We start from the raw sequence: 16,019 nt of genomic DNA on the forward strand, positions 1-16,019 counted from the left end.
TTTACTCCGCGCCCGCCGCCAATTGCCGCAACACCGTCATGGCGCGCTCGGCATCGGCGCGGCCGACAAACAGGTGATCGTGGTAGTAGCCGGCAATCACGTTGCAACTGATGCCGGCCTTGCCCAGGGCCGTGGCGAACGCGGCAGTCAGGCCCACGGCCTCCAGGGCCGAATGCACGTTGAGGGTGATCCACGCCGCCACGTACTCGAACGCCAGCCCGGCCTGTTCGGCCTGCTGGCGTTCGACGATCACCGTCAGGCCTTCCTGCTCGCGGAAGCTGCCGATCACCTCGCAACCCTCGGGGATGCGGCCGTCGGCCAGGGTGCAGAACACGTAGTCGCCGTCGTTGAGCTGTGGGCTCATGCTGCGCAGCAGGGTTGCCAGGGCGGTTTCGCCAGCCATGTGGGAGATCCTTGAATAAGAAGAAGCGATGCTGGCTATTCTCCGGTGCAAGGCTGTATAAGAAAAACCAATATTGCTGATCGCTCATTAGGAAAACTGATGTTCGACTATAAATTGCTTTCCGCCCTGGCGGCGGTGGTGGAGCAGGCCGGCTTTGAGCGGGGCGCCCAAGTGCTGGGAATCTCCCAATCGGCCATTTCCCAGCGCATCAAGCTGCTGGAAGCACGCGTCGGCCAACCAGTGCTGGTCCGTGCCACGCCGCCGACGCCCACCGAAATCGGCCGCCGCCTGCTCAACCACGTGCAACAAGTGCGGCTGCTGGAGCGCGACCTGCAAAGCCAGGTGCCCGCGCTGGATGAAGAGGGCATGCCCGAGCGCCTGCGTATCGCCTTGAATGCCGACAGCCTGGCCACCTGGTGGGCCGAGGCGGTGAGCGACTTCTGCGCCGAGCAGCACCTGCTGCTGGATCTGGTGGTAGAAGACCAGACCGTGGGCCTCAAACGCATGCGCGCCGGCGAGGTGGCGGCCTGCATCTGCGCCAGCGAACGCCCGGTGGCCGGCGCCCGCAGCCTGTTGCTCGGTGCCATGCGTTACCGGGCGCTGGCCAGCCCGGCTTTTGTTGCACGGCACTTTCCCGAGGGCGTACGCGCCGATCAACTGGCCCGTACGCCGGCGCTGGTGTTCGGCCCGGATGATTTCCTGCAGCATCGCTACCTGGCTTCCCTGGGCGTGGACGGTGGTTTCGAACACCATTTATGCCCGTCGTCCGAAGGCTTTATCCGCCTGACGGAAGCCGGATTGGGCTGGGGCCTGGTGCCTGAATTACAGGTGCGCGATCAATTGGAAAGGGGCGTGCTGGTTGAGTTATTGCCAGATAAGCCGATCGATGTGCCGCTGTACTGGCATCATTGGCGCAGTGGTGGACAATTGCTGGGCTTGTTGACGGACCATCTGGCGCAAACAACGGGGCAATGGTTGGTGCCGTTGGAGTGATGGCCAGCGTCAAGGCAACAGCGATGAAAAACGAAAGAATGCGGAGTAAGTCATGAAAATTCTGGTCACCGGCGCAAGCGGCTTCATTGGCGGGCGTTTTGCGCGTTTCGCCCTGGAGCAGGGCCTGGACGTGCGGGTCAACGGGCGGCGGGCCGAAGGTGTGGAGCACCTGGTGCGGCGCGGCGCCGAGTTTATCCAGGGTGATTTGAATGATCCGGACCTGGTGCGCGAGTTGTGCCGCGACGTCGAGGCCGTGGTGCATTGCGCCGGGGCCGTGGGGCTGTGGGGGCGTTACCAGGATTTCCATCAGGGCAATGTGCTGGTCACCGAGAACGTGGTGGAAGCCTGCCTGAAGCAGCGGGTCGGGCGCCTGGTGCACCTGTCGTCACCCTCGATCTATTTCGATGGCCGCGACCACCTGGGGCTGACTGAAGAGCAAGTGCCCAAGCGCTTCAAGCATCCGTACGCGGCCACCAAATACCTGGCGGAACAAAAGGTGTTCGGTGCCCAGGAATTCGGCCTCGAAGTGCTGGCCCTGCGCCCGCGCTTCGTCACGGGCGCCGGTGACATGAGCATCTTCCCGCGCCTGTTGAAAATGCAGCGCAAGAACCGTCTGGCGATCGTCGGCGATGGCCTGAACAAGGTGGATTTCACCAGCGTGCACAACCTCAATGAAGCCCTGCTCAGCGGTTTGCTGGCGACGGGCTCGGCGCTGGGCAAGGCCTATAACATCAGCAACGGCACCCCGGTGCCGGTGTGGGATGTGGTGAACTACGTGATGCGCCAGATGGACATGCCCCAGGTCACGCGTTACCGGTCCTACGGCCTGTCCTACAGTGTTGCGGCGCTGAACGAAGCCTTCTGTGCCCTGTGGCCAGGGCGTCCGGAACCCGCCTTGTCACGGCTGGGCATGCAGGTAATGAACAAAGATTTCACCCTCGACATCACCCGCGCACGGCATTATCTCGACTACCAGCCCAAGGTCAGCCTGTGGGCGGCCCTCGACGAGTTTTGCAGTTGGTGGAAAGCCCAGGACGTGGGGCTTAAATAACCGGCAACACACCGGGAACCGAATTTGCGACCCAGGGTCGATCAGTGCGGCAGGCCGGGGTTTATACTCCGGCGCTTGGCTATCCATATGCCACCTCAACGGTTTGAAGGTTGATTCATGCGTAACGATGCTAACGACGACTTTGACAATGTTCCCAGCCTGCGGGCTGATACCTCGGACGACGATGATTTCGAGCCTTCACCGGCCACGTCCGTGCGCTCCCGGCCAGCGCCGGTAGTCAAGGTCAAGAGCGCCAGTACCGGGCCATTGTGGGCATTGGTCGGCGCGCTGCTGTTCGCCTTCGCAGGCCTTGCCTGGTGGAGCTTCCAGCAGATTTCCCTGATGGGCCAGCAACTGGTGGCGACCCAGGAAAGCTTCGCACGCATCAGTGAGGAAGCGGCGGGGCGCCTGCAGGATATTTCCGGCAAGGTGGTGGCCAGCGAGGCCAGTGTGAACAACGGCAGTGAGGCCCTGAAACTGCAGATCAAGCAGCTGGAAACCCAGTTGCTGGAGCAGGGCAAGCAGCAGCTGGGTGTGGCCGGCCAGGCGACTGACCTGGATAAACGCCTTGAGCAGATGACCGCCAGCACCACCCAACTGGCCGGCGCCAATGCGCAATTGCAAGGCCAGGTCCAGGCGTTGACGGACGCCGTGGCAACCCTCAAGTCCCGGGACACTGAGTTCAAGGAGCTTTCCGCCGACGTCGCCGCGCTGAAAAAGCAGGGCAACCCTGCGGCCGCGATTGCCCGCCTGGAGCAGGACCTCGTGGTGCTCAAGAGCGAACAGGACAGCCGTCCGGCCGCCTCCGACGGCCCGTCCACCAAGGAGTTCGACGTGTTCCGCATCCAGACCACGCGCAACGTCACCACCTTGCAGAGCCAGGTGCAGAACCTGCAGCAGCAGATCAACCAGCCGAAGCCGTAAGCCCGTCCTGTAGGAGCAAGCTTGCTCGCGAAGGTCGTTAACGATGACGTGTTTATTCTGAATAAACGGGTTGTTTTGGCGTGCTACGCGAGCAAGCTCGGCTCCTACACAGGAAGAGGCACAATCAATGTCACCATCCGGTGACATTTCCCACCTCCTTCGTTACTTGCCCTCGCCCCGCCCTTGTTTAGACTCCGGGCATCCCGCACATAATAAAAAGGGCTGATCATGACCACGCAACCACTGCCTGCCAGTAGTTGGCTTAACGCACCTGCCCATCACGCCTGGCTTGCCACTGAAGGCCAGCGCCTGCTGTCATTCGCCAAGGCTTCCAGGCTGCCTGAAGGCTTCGGCAACCTCGACGACCACGGCGTCTTGCCGCCCGATGCCGTCGCCGAAACCATGAACACTGCCCGCATGACCCACAGCTTTGCCATGGCCCACGGCCTCGGTTTGCCCGGTTACGCCGAGCTGGTGGAGCACGGGGTTGCCGCGCTCAGCGGCCCGTTGCGCGATGCCCGGCACGGCGGCTGGTTCGCCAAGCCGAATGCCTGCGATGGCAACACCGGCAAGGCCGCCTACCTGCATGCCTTTGTGGCCCTGGCGGCCAGCTCGGCGGTAGTGGCCGGCGCTCCCGGCGCGCAAACCTTACTCAACGACGCCACTCACATCATCGACCAGTACTTCTGGAGCGAAGAGGAGGGCGCGATGCTCGAATCCTTTGCCCAGGACTGGAGCGGCCTGGAAGCCTATCGCGGTGCCAACAGCAATATGCACGCCACCGAGGCGTTCCTGGCCCTGGCCGATGTCACCGGCGAAACCCGCTGGCTGGACCGGGCACTGCGCATCGTCGAGCGAATTATTCACACCCATGCGGCGGAAAACCGGGACATGGTGATCGAGCATTTCGACAGCCACTGGCAACCCCTGCGCGGTTACAACGAAGACAACCCGGCCGATGGCTTTCGCCCTTACGGGATCACCCCCGGCCACGGCTTCGAATGGGCGCGGCTGGTATTGCACCTTGAGGCCGCGCGCCTGGACGCCGGCCTCGTCACCCCTGACTGGTTGTTGACCGACGCCAAGGGCCTGTTCGCCAGCGCCTGCGAATATGCCTGGGCCGTCGACGGCGCGCCCGGCATTGTCTACACCCTCGACTGGAGCCAGCGCCCAGTGGTGCGCGAGCGCCTGCACTGGACCCATTGCGAAGCCAGCGCCGCTGCCCAGGCGCTGCTCAAACGCACGGGCGAGTTGCATTACGAAACCTGGTACCGGCGCTTCTGGGAGTTCTGTGAAAGCCATTTCATCGACCGAACCCACGGCAGCTGGCACCACGAACTGAGCCCGAAAAACCAGCCCAGCGCCAAGATCTGGGGCGGCAAGCCGGACCTCTATCACGCCTGGCAGTCTGTATTGCTGCCGGGTCTACCCTTGTCACCCAGCATGGCCAGTGCCGTGGCCGCCGGGCGTTATGTCACCAAGTGGTGACATTTTGGCGTCCCTTTGTTACCTGCACCTGAAAAATCCCTGTTTAAACTCGTTTGCAGCGCAAGCACCGACTTGCATGCATAACAACAAGAAAAAAGGTACTCAGATGAAAGCGATCAGTCGCCTCGCCGTAGCTATTTCCGTTGCCTCGTTGTTTCCCCTCAGTGCATTTGCCGCCGACTCGAAAGGGACGGTTGAAGTTGTGCATTGGTGGACCTCGGGTGGCGAGAAAGCGGCAGTAGATGTCCTGAAGGCCCAAGTTGAAAAAGACGGTTTCACCTGGAAAGACGGTGCCGTCGCCGGCGGTGGCGGTTCCACTGCCATGACCGTGCTGAAAAGCCGCGCCGTTGCTGGCAACCCGCCAGGCATGGCCCAGATCAAAGGCCCCGACATCCAGGAATGGGCGTCCACCGGGCTGCTCGACACCGACGTCCTGAAGGCTCCCGCCAAAGAAGAAAAGTGGGACTCCCTGCTGGACAAGAAAGTCTCCGACACCGTGAAGTACGACGGTGATTACGTGGCCGTGCCGGTGAACATTCACCGCGTCAACTGGCTGTGGATCAACCCGGAAGTCTTCAAAAAAGCCGGTATCACCAAAAACCCGACCACCCTCGAAGAGTTCTACGCCGCTGGCGACAAGCTGAAAAAAGCCGGCTTCATTGCGCTCGCCCACGGTGGCCAGCCTTGGCAGGACAGCACCGTTTTCGAAGCGGTCGTGCTCTCGGTAATGGGCGCTGACGGTTACAAGAAAGCCCTGGTGGACCTGGACGAAAAAGCCCTGACCGGCCCTGAAATGATCAAGTCCCTGACCGAGCTGAAAAAAGTCGCGACCTACATGGACGCCGACGGCAAAGGCCAGGACTGGAACCTGGAAGCCGCCAAAGTCATCAACGGCAAGGCCGGCATGCAGATCATGGGTGACTGGGCCAAGAGTGAATGGACCGCCGCCAAGAAAGTCGCTGGCAAAGACTACGAGTGCGTAGCCTTCCCGGGCACCGACAAGGCGTTCACCTACAACATCGACTCCCTCGCCGTGTTCAAGCAGAAAGACAAAGGCACTGCTGCCGGCCAGCAGGACATCGCCAAGGTCGTGCTGAGCGAGAACTTCCAGAAAGTCTTCAGCATCAACAAGGGCTCGATCCCGGTTCGTATCGACATGCTGCAAGACATGGGCAAATACGGCTTCGACTCCTGCGCCCAGACCGCCGCCAAGGACTTCCTGGCGGATGCCAAGACTGGCGGCCTGCAGCCAAGCATGGCCCACAACATGGCAACCACGCTGGCGGTACAAGGCGCGTTCTTTGATGTTGTGACCAACTACATCAACGACCCGAAAGCAGACCCTGCTGATACCGCGAAGAAACTGTACAACGCGATCAAGTCGGCCAAGTAACGGTTAGTACTGAATGGCCTTGCGGGGGGACCCCTAACCCCCGCAAGGCATGTTCCTGTAGTCCTTTTTCCCTGTACTGGATTTTCCCATGAGTTCTGTTGCTGTGTTCAGCAAAGCCTCGCCGTTCGATGCACTGCAGCGCTGGCTACCCAAACTGGTGCTGGCGCCGAGCATGTTCATCGTTCTGGTGGGCTTCTATGGCTACATCCTGTGGACGTTCGTGCTGTCGTTCACTAACTCGACTTTCCTGCCGACCTACAAGTTCGTGGGCCTGGCTCAATATGCGCGCTTGTTCGACAACGACCGCTGGTGGGTCGCGAGCAAGAACCTGGCGGTGTTCGGTGGCATGTTCATCGGTATCACCCTGGTGATCGGCGTGACCCTGGCGATTTTCCTCGACCAGAAAATCCGCCGCGAAGGCTTTATCCGCACCATTTACCTGTACCCGATGGCGCTCTCGATGATCGTCACCGGTACCGCCTGGAAATGGCTGCTCAACCCGGGCATGGGCCTGGACAAATTGCTGCGTGACTGGGGCTGGGAAGGCTTTCGCCTCGACTGGCTGATCGATCCGGACCGTGTGGTGTATTGCCTGGTGATCGCTGCTGTATGGCAAGCCTCGGGCTTCATCATGGCGATGTTCCTCGCCGGCCTGCGCGGTGTTGATCAGTCGATCATCCGTGCCGCGCAGATCGACGGCGCAAGCATGCCGCGCATCTACTGGAAAGTGGTGCTGCCAAGCCTGCGTCCGGTGTTCTTCAGTGCGGTGATGATCCTGGCGCACATCGCGATCAAGAGCTTCGACCTGGTGGCGGCGATGACCGCAGGTGGTCCGGGTTACTCCTCCGACCTGCCGGCGATGTTCATGTACTCGTTCACCTTCAGCCGTGGCCAGATGGGCATGGGTTCGGCCAGTGCGATTCTGATGCTCGGTGCGATTCTCGCAATCATCGTGCCTTACCTGTACTCCGAGCTAAGGACCAAGCGTAATGACTAGTCTTGTCGGCAAACCTGCCATCAGCCTGAGCCGCATCGCGATCTACGCGGTGCTGATCCTCGCTGTACTGCTGTACCTGGTGCCGTTGGTGGTCATGTTGCTCACCAGCTTCAAGACCCCGGAAGACATCAGCACCGGCAACCTGCTGAGCTGGCCCACCGTGGTCACCGGCATCGGCTGGGTGAAAGCCTGGGCCACGGTTGACGGTTACTTCTGGAACTCGATCAAGATCACCGTTCCGGCCGTACTGATCTCCACCGCCATCGGTGCGTTGAACGGCTACGTGCTGTCGATGTGGCGCTTTCGCGGTTCGCAGTTGTTCTTCGGCCTGTTGCTGTTCGGCTGCTTCCTGCCGTTCCAGACCGTGCTGCTGCCTGCCTCGTTCACCCTCGGCAAGATGGGCCTGGCCAGCACCACCACGGGCCTGGTGTTCGTGCACATCGTCTACGGACTGGCGTTTACTACACTGTTCTTCCGTAACTACTACGTCAGCATTCCCGATGCACTGGTGAAAGCGGCACGCCTGGATGGCGCGGGGTTCTTCACGATCTTCCGCCTGATCATCCTGCCGATGTCGACACCGATCATCATGGTGTGCCTGATCTGGCAGTTCACGCAGATCTGGAACGACTTCCTGTTCGGCGTGGTGTTCTCCAGCGGTGATTCGCAGCCCATCACGGTGGCGCTGAACAACCTGGTCAACACCAGCACCGGGGTCAAGGAATATAACGTTGATATGGCGGCGGCGATGATCGCCGGGCTGCCGACCCTGCTGGTCTATGTGGTCGCAGGCAAGTATTTCGTGCGCGGCCTGACGGCCGGCGCGGTCAAGGGGTAATCATGGCAACGCTTGAACTTCGTAACGTAAACAAGACCTACGGTGCCGGCCTGCCGGACACCCTGAAGAACATCGAACTGTCGATCAAGGAAGGTGAGTTCCTGATCCTGGTCGGGCCTTCGGGTTGCGGCAAATCGACCCTGATGAACTGCATCGCCGGCCTGGAAAATATCACTGGCGGCGCGATCATGATCGGCGACCAGGACGTCAGCGGCATGAGCCCCAAGGATCGCGACATCGCGATGGTGTTCCAGTCCTACGCGCTGTACCCGACCATGAGCGTGCGCGAGAACATCGAGTTCGGCCTGAAGATTCGCAAGATGCCCCAGGCGGCCATCGACGAAGAAGTGGCGCGTGTGGCCAAGCTGCTGCAGATCGAGCACCTGCTCAATCGCAAGCCGGGCCAGCTTTCCGGTGGCCAGCAACAGCGTGTGGCCATGGGCCGTGCACTGGCGCGTCGCCCGAAGATCTACCTGTTCGACGAACCACTGTCCAACCTCGACGCCAAGCTGCGGGTCGAGATGCGTACCGAAATGAAGTTGATGCACCAACGTCTGAAAACCACCACCGTCTACGTCACCCACGATCAGATCGAAGCGATGACCCTGGGCGACAAAGTGGCGGTGATGAAGGACGGCATCATCCAGCAGTTCGGTACGCCGAAAGAAATCTACAACGACCCGGCCAACCTGTTCGTGGCCAGCTTTATCGGTTCGCCGCCGATGAACTTCATTCCACTGCGCCTGCAACGCAAGGACGGCCGCCTGGTGGCGTTGCTGGACAGCGGCCAGGCCCGTTGTGAATTGCCGTTGAACATGAGCGATGCAGGCCTTGAAGACCGCGAAGTGATCCTGGGCCTGCGCCCGGAGCAGATCGTGCTGGCCGCCGCCGAAGCTACCGGCGCACCGACCATTCGGGCCGAGGTGCAAGTCACCGAGCCGACGGGGCCGGACACTCTGGTGTTCGTGCAAATCAATGACACCAAGGTCTGCTGCCGCCTTGCGCCCGATGTGGCGCCACAGGTGGGCGAGACCCTGACCTTGCAGTTCGATCCGGCCAAGGTGTTGCTGTTCGACGCCAAGACCGGTGAGCGTTTGGGCACTGCCGCTTCGTTGCCCGCACAGGACCGTGCCGACAACGTCGCTCAATTCAAGGGACGTTGAATGGCAGGAGCGGGCACGCTCCTGTCGGGGACCTAAGGACAAAGAAGTAAACCGCGTTAGATAAAAACAGTTAATAACAATAAAGACGAGGATGTAGGGATGAAAAAGCAACACAACAACACCCGGCTGATCTGCCAACTGTCAGCAGCAGCAGCCCTGGTATTGTCCGCCAATGCGATGGCGGCCGATGCATTCAGCTCCGATTCCAAGTGGATGACCGGCGATTGGGGCGGTGAGCGTACCAAGCTGATCGAGCAAGGTATCGACATCAAGGCGGATTACGTTGGTGAAGTCGGTGGCAACCTCAGCGGTGGCTACAACAACGACAAAACTGCCCGTTACGCTGACCAGTTCGGTCTGGGCGTAGCACTGGACCTGGACAAGCTGTGGGGCTGGAGCAACACCCAGGCCAAGATCCAGTTGACCAATCGTAATGGCGCGAACATCTCCAACGACCGTATCGGTGACCCGCGTGCCGGCACCTTGAGTTCGTCTCAAGAAGTCGATGGCCGTGGCCACATGGTGCGTCTGACGCAGTTCTGGATTCAGCACCAGATGTTCGACAACAAGCTGGACGTGAAACTCGGTTACTTCGGTGAAGGCGAAGACTTCAACACCTTCCCGTGCGACTTCCAGAACCTGTCGTTCTGCGGCTCCCAGGTCGGTAACTATGTAAACACCTGGTACAACTGGCCAGTCAGCCAGGCGGCTATCCGCGTGAAGTACAACATCACGCCTGAGCTGTATGCGCAAATCGGTGCGTACAACCAGAACCCGTCGCAGCTGGAGCACGGCAACGGCTTCAAACTCAGCGGCAGCGGCACCAAGGGCACCGTATTGCCGGTGGAATTGGTCTGGTCGCCTAAGGTCAATGGCCTGCCGGGCGAATACCGTGTGGGTTACTACAAGAGCACCGCCGACGCTACCGACGTACGTGAAGACGTCAACGGTAACGATGCTGGCACCACCGGCGCGGCCTTCCGTGTTCGCAGCAGCAAAAGCGGTTACTGGGGCGTTCTGCAACAGCAGCTCACCACCCACAATGGCGATGCTTCCCGCGGCTTGAACATCGCGGCCAACGTCACCTTCCACGACAAAGACACCAACCTGGTCGACAACTACCAGTCGCTGATGCTTGTGTATAAGGGCCCATTCGACGCACGTACCAAAGATGACGTGGGTATCGGTGTCTCGCGCATCCACGCCAACAGTGACGTGAAGAAAAACGCCGAGTTGCTCAATGCCGCTGGCGGTTTCACCGACTACGACCAATCGGGTTACGCGCCACTGCGTAACACTGAATACAACGTCGAACTGAACTACGGCTTCCACGTCACCAACTGGCTGACCGTGCGTCCTAACCTGCAATACATCGCCAACCCAGGCGGCGTGAAGCAGGTCGACAACGCAGTAGTCGCGGGCCTGAAAATTCAGTCTACGTTCTAACGTTGTTGCGATAAGCTCCTTCTCTCTGTGCGCATTTTGCGGGTAGCCATGGCTATCCGCTTTTTTTTGTGTGGGAGCTGGCTTGCCTGCGATGGCATCGCCTCGGTGCCTCTGATACACCGTGGGGCCCGCATCGCAGGCAAGCCAGCTCCTACAACGCTATTCAGGACCGTGGCACATGCATGAGCATCCGCTGCAACGCTTTTTCAAATCCCTGCGCCAGCGACCGGTATTCGCCTGGGAGCGCTTTCAGATGCGCGACGTGTTGGTGATCGATCACCCGCTCTGCCAGGCGGTGTTCAGTCGCCAGGGCGCGCAATTGCTGCACTTTCAGCCCAAGGGCCAGAAACCCTGGCTGTGGTGCGCGGCCAAGTGGCCGCAGGTCGGCGCCATTCGTGGCGGCGTGCCGGTGTGTTGGCCGTGGTATGGCCGTCATCCCAGCGAAAACGCCTGGCCTTCCCATGGCTGGGCACGGCTGATCGACTGGAAACTGCTGGACAGCAGCACTGACGACGACGGTGTACGTTTGCACTGGCAATTGCAGCTATGCGATTGGCAGGTGGACCTGCATGCACACCTGGGGGAAACCCTGGAACTGCGCCTGGCCACCGAGCACCAGGACGAACTGCCGTGCCAGTTGAGCCATGCTTTGCACGCCTATTGGCGGATTGGCAACGTCGGTGAGATAGCGCTGTCTGGGCTCGATGGGGCGCAAGGTTACGATCAGCTCAACCGCCAGGCTTGCCAGCAGGAAGGTGAGTTACGGGTCGATGGCGGCTGTCAGCGGGTGTTCCAGCACGAGGGTGAGCTGCACCTCAAGGACCATGCCTGGCAGCGCGAATTGTGCATCGATACCGGCGAGAGTGCCGACACAGTGGTGTGGCATCCGGGGAGCCGGCCGTTGCTGGGGGTTAGTTTCAACGAGGCGTCGGGGTTTGTGTGCGTGGAGTCGGCGATGGCCGGGGCGAGTCTGGCGCCGGGGGAGAGGGCGCATTTGAGTTTGCAGGCCAGGGCCGGGGTTTAGCGGTGTGACAAATGGCTCTTTTGTGGCGAGGGAGCTTGCTCCCGCTGGGGCGCGAAGCGCCCCCTGAATCAGGCAATTGAGTTCTTTTTGAAAGACTGCGATGGAGCTATTGGGGCCGCTTCGCAGCCCAGCGGGAGCAAGCTCCCTCGCCACAGAAAGCGTTCCACAGCCTAGTTGAATTCATCCCCAACCGGATACCGACTGTCGTTCAAACTCTCTTTGATCTTGCGCAAATGCGGCTGGAAATCCACCCCGCGACGCAAGGTCATGCCGGTGGCCAGCACATCCAGCACCGTCAACTGAATGATCCGCGACGTCATCGGCATGTAGATGTCGGTGTCTTCCGGCAGCGGAATGTTCAGGCTCACGGTACTGACCTTGGCCAGCGGCGAGTTCTCGGCGGTCACACCCAATACCGAGGCACCGTTCTCCCGCGCGATACGCGCCACTTCCACCAACTCACGGGTACGCCCGGTGTAGGAAATGATCACGAACAACTCCCCGGTGTGGGCCACCGAGGCGATCATCCGTTGCATCAGCACATCGGCATGGGCCGTGACCGACAGGTTGAAACGGAAAAACTTGTGCAGCGCGTCCATGGCCACCGGCGCCGAAGCCCCCAGGCCAAAGAAGTGGATCTGCCGGGCCTGGATCAGCAGGTCCACGGCCTTGCTGATCAGGTTCGGGTCCAGGGCCTGGCAGGCGCTGTCGAGGGACGCGATGGCGCTGCCAAAGATCTTCTGGGTGTAGGCCTCGGGGTTATCATCGGCTTCCACTGCGCGGCTGACGTACGCCGCGCCACTGGCCAGGCTTTGCGCCAGCTGCAATTTAAGTTCAGGGTAACCACTCACGCCGAACGAGCGGCAGAAGCGGTTCACCGTAGGTTCGCTGACCGAAGCGGCCTGGGCGAGGGCGGCGATAGAGAAGCGGGTCGCCTGCTGCGGGTTGAGCAGGATGACCTCGGCGACTTTACGTTCAGCCTTGTTCAGTTCATCGAGGCGTTTCTGGATCTGTTCCAGTAGATTTCGCACGCGGTCCATTCATGTTTCCTTAGGGCGACGATGCAAATAAGGGTCGTCAACCAATCGACGAGCGGCCCTTTGCGGTGGCCTATCCTACTGAGGGTAGTTGAACACCACCACTCGGAATACGTTTTTCGGGAAAATGTTGTGGTTATTACTACATTTTTCCTTGAGTGATGCCTTAAAAAAAGGTATTTGTAGCTTAACTTGATAAAAGAACAAACATCATGCCTTCGATAACCGTAGAACCCTGCACCTTTGCCCTGTTTGGCGCCTTGGGTGATCTGGCGCTGCGCAAGTTATTTCCTGCCCTGTATCAACTCGATGGTGCGGGCCTCCTGCACGAAGACACACGCATCCTGGCCCTGGCCCGTGAGGCCGGTTCCGAGCAACAGCACCTGGCCCACATCGAAAAAGAACTGCGCAGCTACGTTGGCAAGGAACTGGATGAAACCGTCGCCCAGCGTTTCCTGGCCCGCCTGACGTACCTGCACGTCGACTTCCTGAAGGCCGACGACTATGTCGCCCTGGCAGAAAACGCCGGCACCGAACAACGCCTGATTGCCTACTTCGCCACCCCGGCGGCGGTGTACGGCGCGATCTGCGAAAACCTCTCCAAGGTCGGCCTGGCGGAAAACACCCGGGTGGTCCTGGAAAAACCCATCGGTTCGGACCTGGATTCCTCGCGCAAGGTCAACGACGCCGTGGCGCAGTTCTTCCCGGAAAACCGCACCTACCGCATCGACCACTACCTGGGCAAAGAAACGGTCCAGAACCTGATCGCCCTGCGGTTTGCCAACAGCCTGTTTGAAACCCAGTGGAACCAGAACTACATCTCCCACGTGGAAATCACCGTGGCCGAGCAGGTCGGCATCGAAGGTCGCTGGGGTTATTTCGACAAGGCCGGGCAACTGCGGGACATGATCCAGAATCACCTGCTGCAGCTGCTGTGCCTGATCGCCATGGACCCACCGGCCGACCTGTCTGCCGACAGTATTCGTGACGAGAAGGTCAAGGTGCTCAAGGCCCTGGCGCCCATCAGCCCGGACGGCCTGACCACCCAGGTGGTGCGCGGCCAGTACATCGCCGGCTACAGCGCCGGCAAGCCGGTGCCGGGTTACCTGGAAGAAGAGAATTCCAATACCCAGAGCGACACCGAAACCTTCGTCGCCCTGCGGGCCGATATTCGTAACTGGCGTTGGGCCGGGGTGCCGTTCTACCTGCGCACCGGCAAGCGCATGCCGCAAAAGCTGTCGCAGATCGTCATCCATTTCAAGGAACCGTCCCACTACATCTTCGCCCCCGAGCAGCGCTTGCAGATCAGCAACAAACTGATCATCCGCCTGCAACCGGACGAAGGTATTTCCTTGCGGGTGATGACCAAGGAGCAGGGCCTGGACAAAGGCATGCAACTGCGCAGCGGGCCGCTGCAACTGAATTTTTCCGACACCTATCGCAGCGCGCGGATTCCCGATGCCTACGAGCGGTTGTTACTTGAAGTCATGCGCGGCAACCAGAACCTGTTTGTGCGCAAAGATGAAATCGAAGCCGCGTGGAAGTGGTGTGACCAGTTGATCGCCGGGTGGAAAAAATCCGGTGATGCGCCCAAGCCGTATGCGGCGGGCTCCTGGGGGCCGATGAGCTCGATTGCACTGATCACGCGGGATGGGAGGTCTTGGTATGGCGATATCTGAACTGAAACTGCCTCAGGGCGTGACTGCCCATGAGTACCGCAACCCGGTGCTGCTGGCCGACGGCCTGGCCAACGACGTGGCCGAACAGCTGCGCGCGGCCATCAGTGCCCGTGGCGAAGCGACCCTGGTGGTGTCCGGCGGCCGCAGCCCGGTGGCGTTCTTCCAGAACCTCGCCAAGCAAGGCCTGGACTGGTCCAAGGTGACCATCACCCTGGCCGACGAGCGCTGGGTACCGGTGGAACATGCCGACAGCAATGCTGGCCTGTTGAAAAAGTATTTGCTGCAAGGCCCGGCGGCCAAGGCGAAGTTTTTGAGCCTGTACAGCGTTGCTGCCACCCTTGACGAAGCTGCCGAGCAGGCCGATCGCCTGCTGGCCGAGTTGCCGGCAATTGACGTGCTGGTACTGGGCATGGGCGACGACGGCCACACCGCGTCGCTGTTCCCCAACAGCCCGAACCTGGCTGACGCATTGAAGCCGGACGGTAGCCGCCGTTGCTGGCCGATGCTGGCGCCGACCGTGCCGCACCAGCGCCTGACCATGAGTCGCGCGTTGCTGGCCACCGCCCACTACACCGTGCTGTCGATTTCCGGCAGTTCGAAATTGACCACCTTGAGCGCCGCGCTGGCCAGTGACGACGTTGCTGCCATGCCGATACGCGCGTTTTTGCAACCTACTTTAGAGATTTACTGGTGCCCATGAGCCAAGGATCAGCCGCGATGAACAGCCCTCAACCTACCGTTTCCATGGCGGACAAAGTTGCCTTGATCGACAGCCTCTGCGCCAAGGCGCGGATCCTGCCGGTGATCACCATTGCCCGTGAACAGGACATTCTGCCCCTGGCCGATGCCCTGGCTGCCGGTGGTTTGACCGCACTGGAAGTGACCCTGCGTTCGCAGTTCGGCCTCAAGGCCATCCAGGTGCTGCGTGAGCAGCGTCCGGAGCTGTGCACCGGTGCCGGTACCGTGCTGGATCGTCATATGCTGGAAGCGGCCGAAGTGGCTGGTTCGCAATTTATTGTCACCCCGGGGATTACCCGTGACCTGCTGGAAGCTTCGGTGCACAGCTCGATTCCGTTGTTGCCGGGGATCAGCAATGCTTCCGGGATCATGGAGGGTTATGGCCTGGGGTATCGCCGCTTCAAGCTGTTCCCGGCTGAGGTCAGCGGTGGTGTGGCGGCGATCAAGGCGTTGGGCGGTCCGTTTGGCGAGGTGAAATTCTGCCCGACTGGGGGTGTTGGTCCGGCCAATATCAAGAGCTACATGGCGCTGAAGAATGTGATGTGCGTGGGCGGTAGCTGGATGCTGGATCCGGAATGGGTCAAGAACGGCGACTGGGCACGTATTCAGGAAACCACCGCTGAGGCGCTGGCCCTGCTGGACTGATTGGATTTACCGAATCGTTGTTGCTGTGTTCTACGGCATTTTTGCGGTGCACTTGGTCGGTGTGCCGCTTTTTTTTGCCTGCTGGAAACGTTCAGGGCTGACTGAGTACATATCCGTTATTTAGGTAACGGCGGCTTATGGTTTCGCTCTTACAGCGACTCACTTTGGAAAAGCCCCAAAGTAAGCAAAGGGCTCTGCCC

At 60.5% G+C, this 16,019-nt stretch carries 15 protein-coding genes; 13 read left to right on the plus strand and 2 right to left on the minus strand.

The window, feature by feature from the left end:
* Nucleotide 1: 1 nt before the first annotated feature.
* A complete protein-coding gene (locus tag M2400_RS31670) occupies nt 2–403 on the minus strand; it encodes an ACT domain-containing protein (protein ID WP_259201181.1) in 402 nt (133 codons plus the stop codon).
* Nucleotides 404–502: 99 nt separating this feature from the next.
* On the opposite strand from M2400_RS31670, the gene M2400_RS31675 reads away from it, so the two are divergent.
* The 10 genes from M2400_RS31675 (at nt 503) to M2400_RS31720 (ending at nt 11,720) form a co-directional block, all read left to right on the plus strand.
* Entirely contained in the window at nt 503–1,396 is an 894-nt protein-coding gene (locus M2400_RS31675; RefSeq protein WP_177116177.1) for a LysR family transcriptional regulator ArgP, read from the plus strand.
* A gap of 52 nt (nt 1,397–1,448) precedes the next feature.
* A complete protein-coding gene (locus M2400_RS31680; protein ID WP_177048954.1) occupies nt 1,449–2,447 on the plus strand; it encodes an NAD(P)-dependent oxidoreductase in 999 nt (332 codons plus the stop codon).
* Nucleotides 2,448–2,564: 117 nt separating this feature from the next.
* Nucleotides 2,565–3,371, plus strand: coding sequence for an ATPase (locus M2400_RS31685; protein ID WP_177048955.1), 807 nt, complete (start codon nt 2,565–2,567; stop codon nt 3,369–3,371).
* Nucleotides 3,372–3,599: 228 nt separating this feature from the next.
* Complete coding sequence (locus tag M2400_RS31690) at nt 3,600–4,859, plus strand: AGE family epimerase/isomerase (RefSeq protein ID WP_259201183.1); 1,260 nt, start codon at nt 3,600–3,602, stop codon at nt 4,857–4,859.
* Between the two features lie 106 nt (nt 4,860–4,965).
* On the plus strand, nt 4,966–6,252 hold the full coding sequence (locus M2400_RS31695) for an ABC transporter substrate-binding protein (protein WP_177116178.1): 1,287 nt from the start codon (nt 4,966–4,968) through the stop codon (nt 6,250–6,252).
* Between the two features lie 88 nt (nt 6,253–6,340).
* Nucleotides 6,341–7,249, plus strand: a complete 909-nt coding sequence (locus M2400_RS31700) for a carbohydrate ABC transporter permease (protein ID WP_010169866.1) — start codon at nt 6,341–6,343, stop codon at nt 7,247–7,249.
* Entirely contained in the window at nt 7,242–8,087 is an 846-nt protein-coding gene (locus M2400_RS31705; RefSeq protein ID WP_177048958.1) for a carbohydrate ABC transporter permease, read from the plus strand. The genes M2400_RS31700 and M2400_RS31705 overlap by 8 nt, the downstream gene beginning before the upstream one ends.
* Nucleotides 8,088–8,089: 2 nt before the next feature.
* The gene (locus M2400_RS31710; RefSeq protein ID WP_177048959.1) at nt 8,090–9,250 is read left to right on the plus strand and encodes an ABC transporter ATP-binding protein; all 1,161 of its coding nucleotides are present in this window, start codon (nt 8,090–8,092) and stop codon (nt 9,248–9,250) included.
* Between the two features lie 99 nt (nt 9,251–9,349).
* Nucleotides 9,350–10,696 carry a carbohydrate porin gene (locus M2400_RS31715; protein WP_010169863.1) on the plus strand — a complete coding sequence of 449 codons (1,347 nt, stop codon included), beginning with the start codon at nt 9,350–9,352 and terminating at the stop codon, nt 10,694–10,696.
* 178 nt (nt 10,697–10,874) lie between these two features.
* Entirely contained in the window at nt 10,875–11,720 is an 846-nt protein-coding gene (locus M2400_RS31720; protein WP_259201184.1) for a D-hexose-6-phosphate mutarotase, read from the plus strand.
* Between the two features lie 170 nt (nt 11,721–11,890).
* Here the strand turns inward: M2400_RS31720 and M2400_RS31725 are convergent, their stop codons facing one another.
* Nucleotides 11,891–12,751, minus strand: a complete 861-nt coding sequence (locus M2400_RS31725) for a MurR/RpiR family transcriptional regulator (protein ID WP_172834605.1) — start codon at nt 12,749–12,751, stop codon at nt 11,891–11,893.
* A gap of 218 nt (nt 12,752–12,969) precedes the next feature.
* Between M2400_RS31725 and zwf the strand changes: the two genes are divergently transcribed.
* Genes zwf through M2400_RS31740 form a run of 3 tightly spaced genes read left to right on the plus strand, consistent with a single transcriptional unit; the run spans nt 12,970 to nt 15,819 of the window.
* Nucleotides 12,970–14,436 carry a glucose-6-phosphate dehydrogenase gene (gene zwf / locus M2400_RS31730; RefSeq protein ID WP_063027707.1) on the plus strand — a complete coding sequence of 489 codons (1,467 nt, stop codon included), beginning with the start codon at nt 12,970–12,972 and terminating at the stop codon, nt 14,434–14,436.
* Nucleotides 14,423–15,136 (plus strand): 6-phosphogluconolactonase, encoded by a 714-nt coding sequence (gene pgl / locus M2400_RS31735; protein ID WP_259201185.1) that lies wholly within the window; start codon nt 14,423–14,425, stop codon nt 15,134–15,136. The genes zwf and pgl overlap by 14 nt, the downstream gene beginning before the upstream one ends.
* A gap of 17 nt (nt 15,137–15,153) precedes the next feature.
* Nucleotides 15,154–15,819, plus strand: a complete 666-nt coding sequence (locus tag M2400_RS31740) for a bifunctional 4-hydroxy-2-oxoglutarate aldolase/2-dehydro-3-deoxy-phosphogluconate aldolase (RefSeq protein WP_003213027.1) — start codon at nt 15,154–15,156, stop codon at nt 15,817–15,819.
* Nucleotides 15,820–16,019 lie beyond the last annotated feature (200 nt).

Origin of the sequence: Pseudomonas sp. BIGb0558 (genome assembly GCF_024807515.1) — a bacterium.
GTDB lineage: Bacteria > Pseudomonadota > Gammaproteobacteria > Pseudomonadales > Pseudomonadaceae > Aquipseudomonas > Aquipseudomonas yamanorum_A.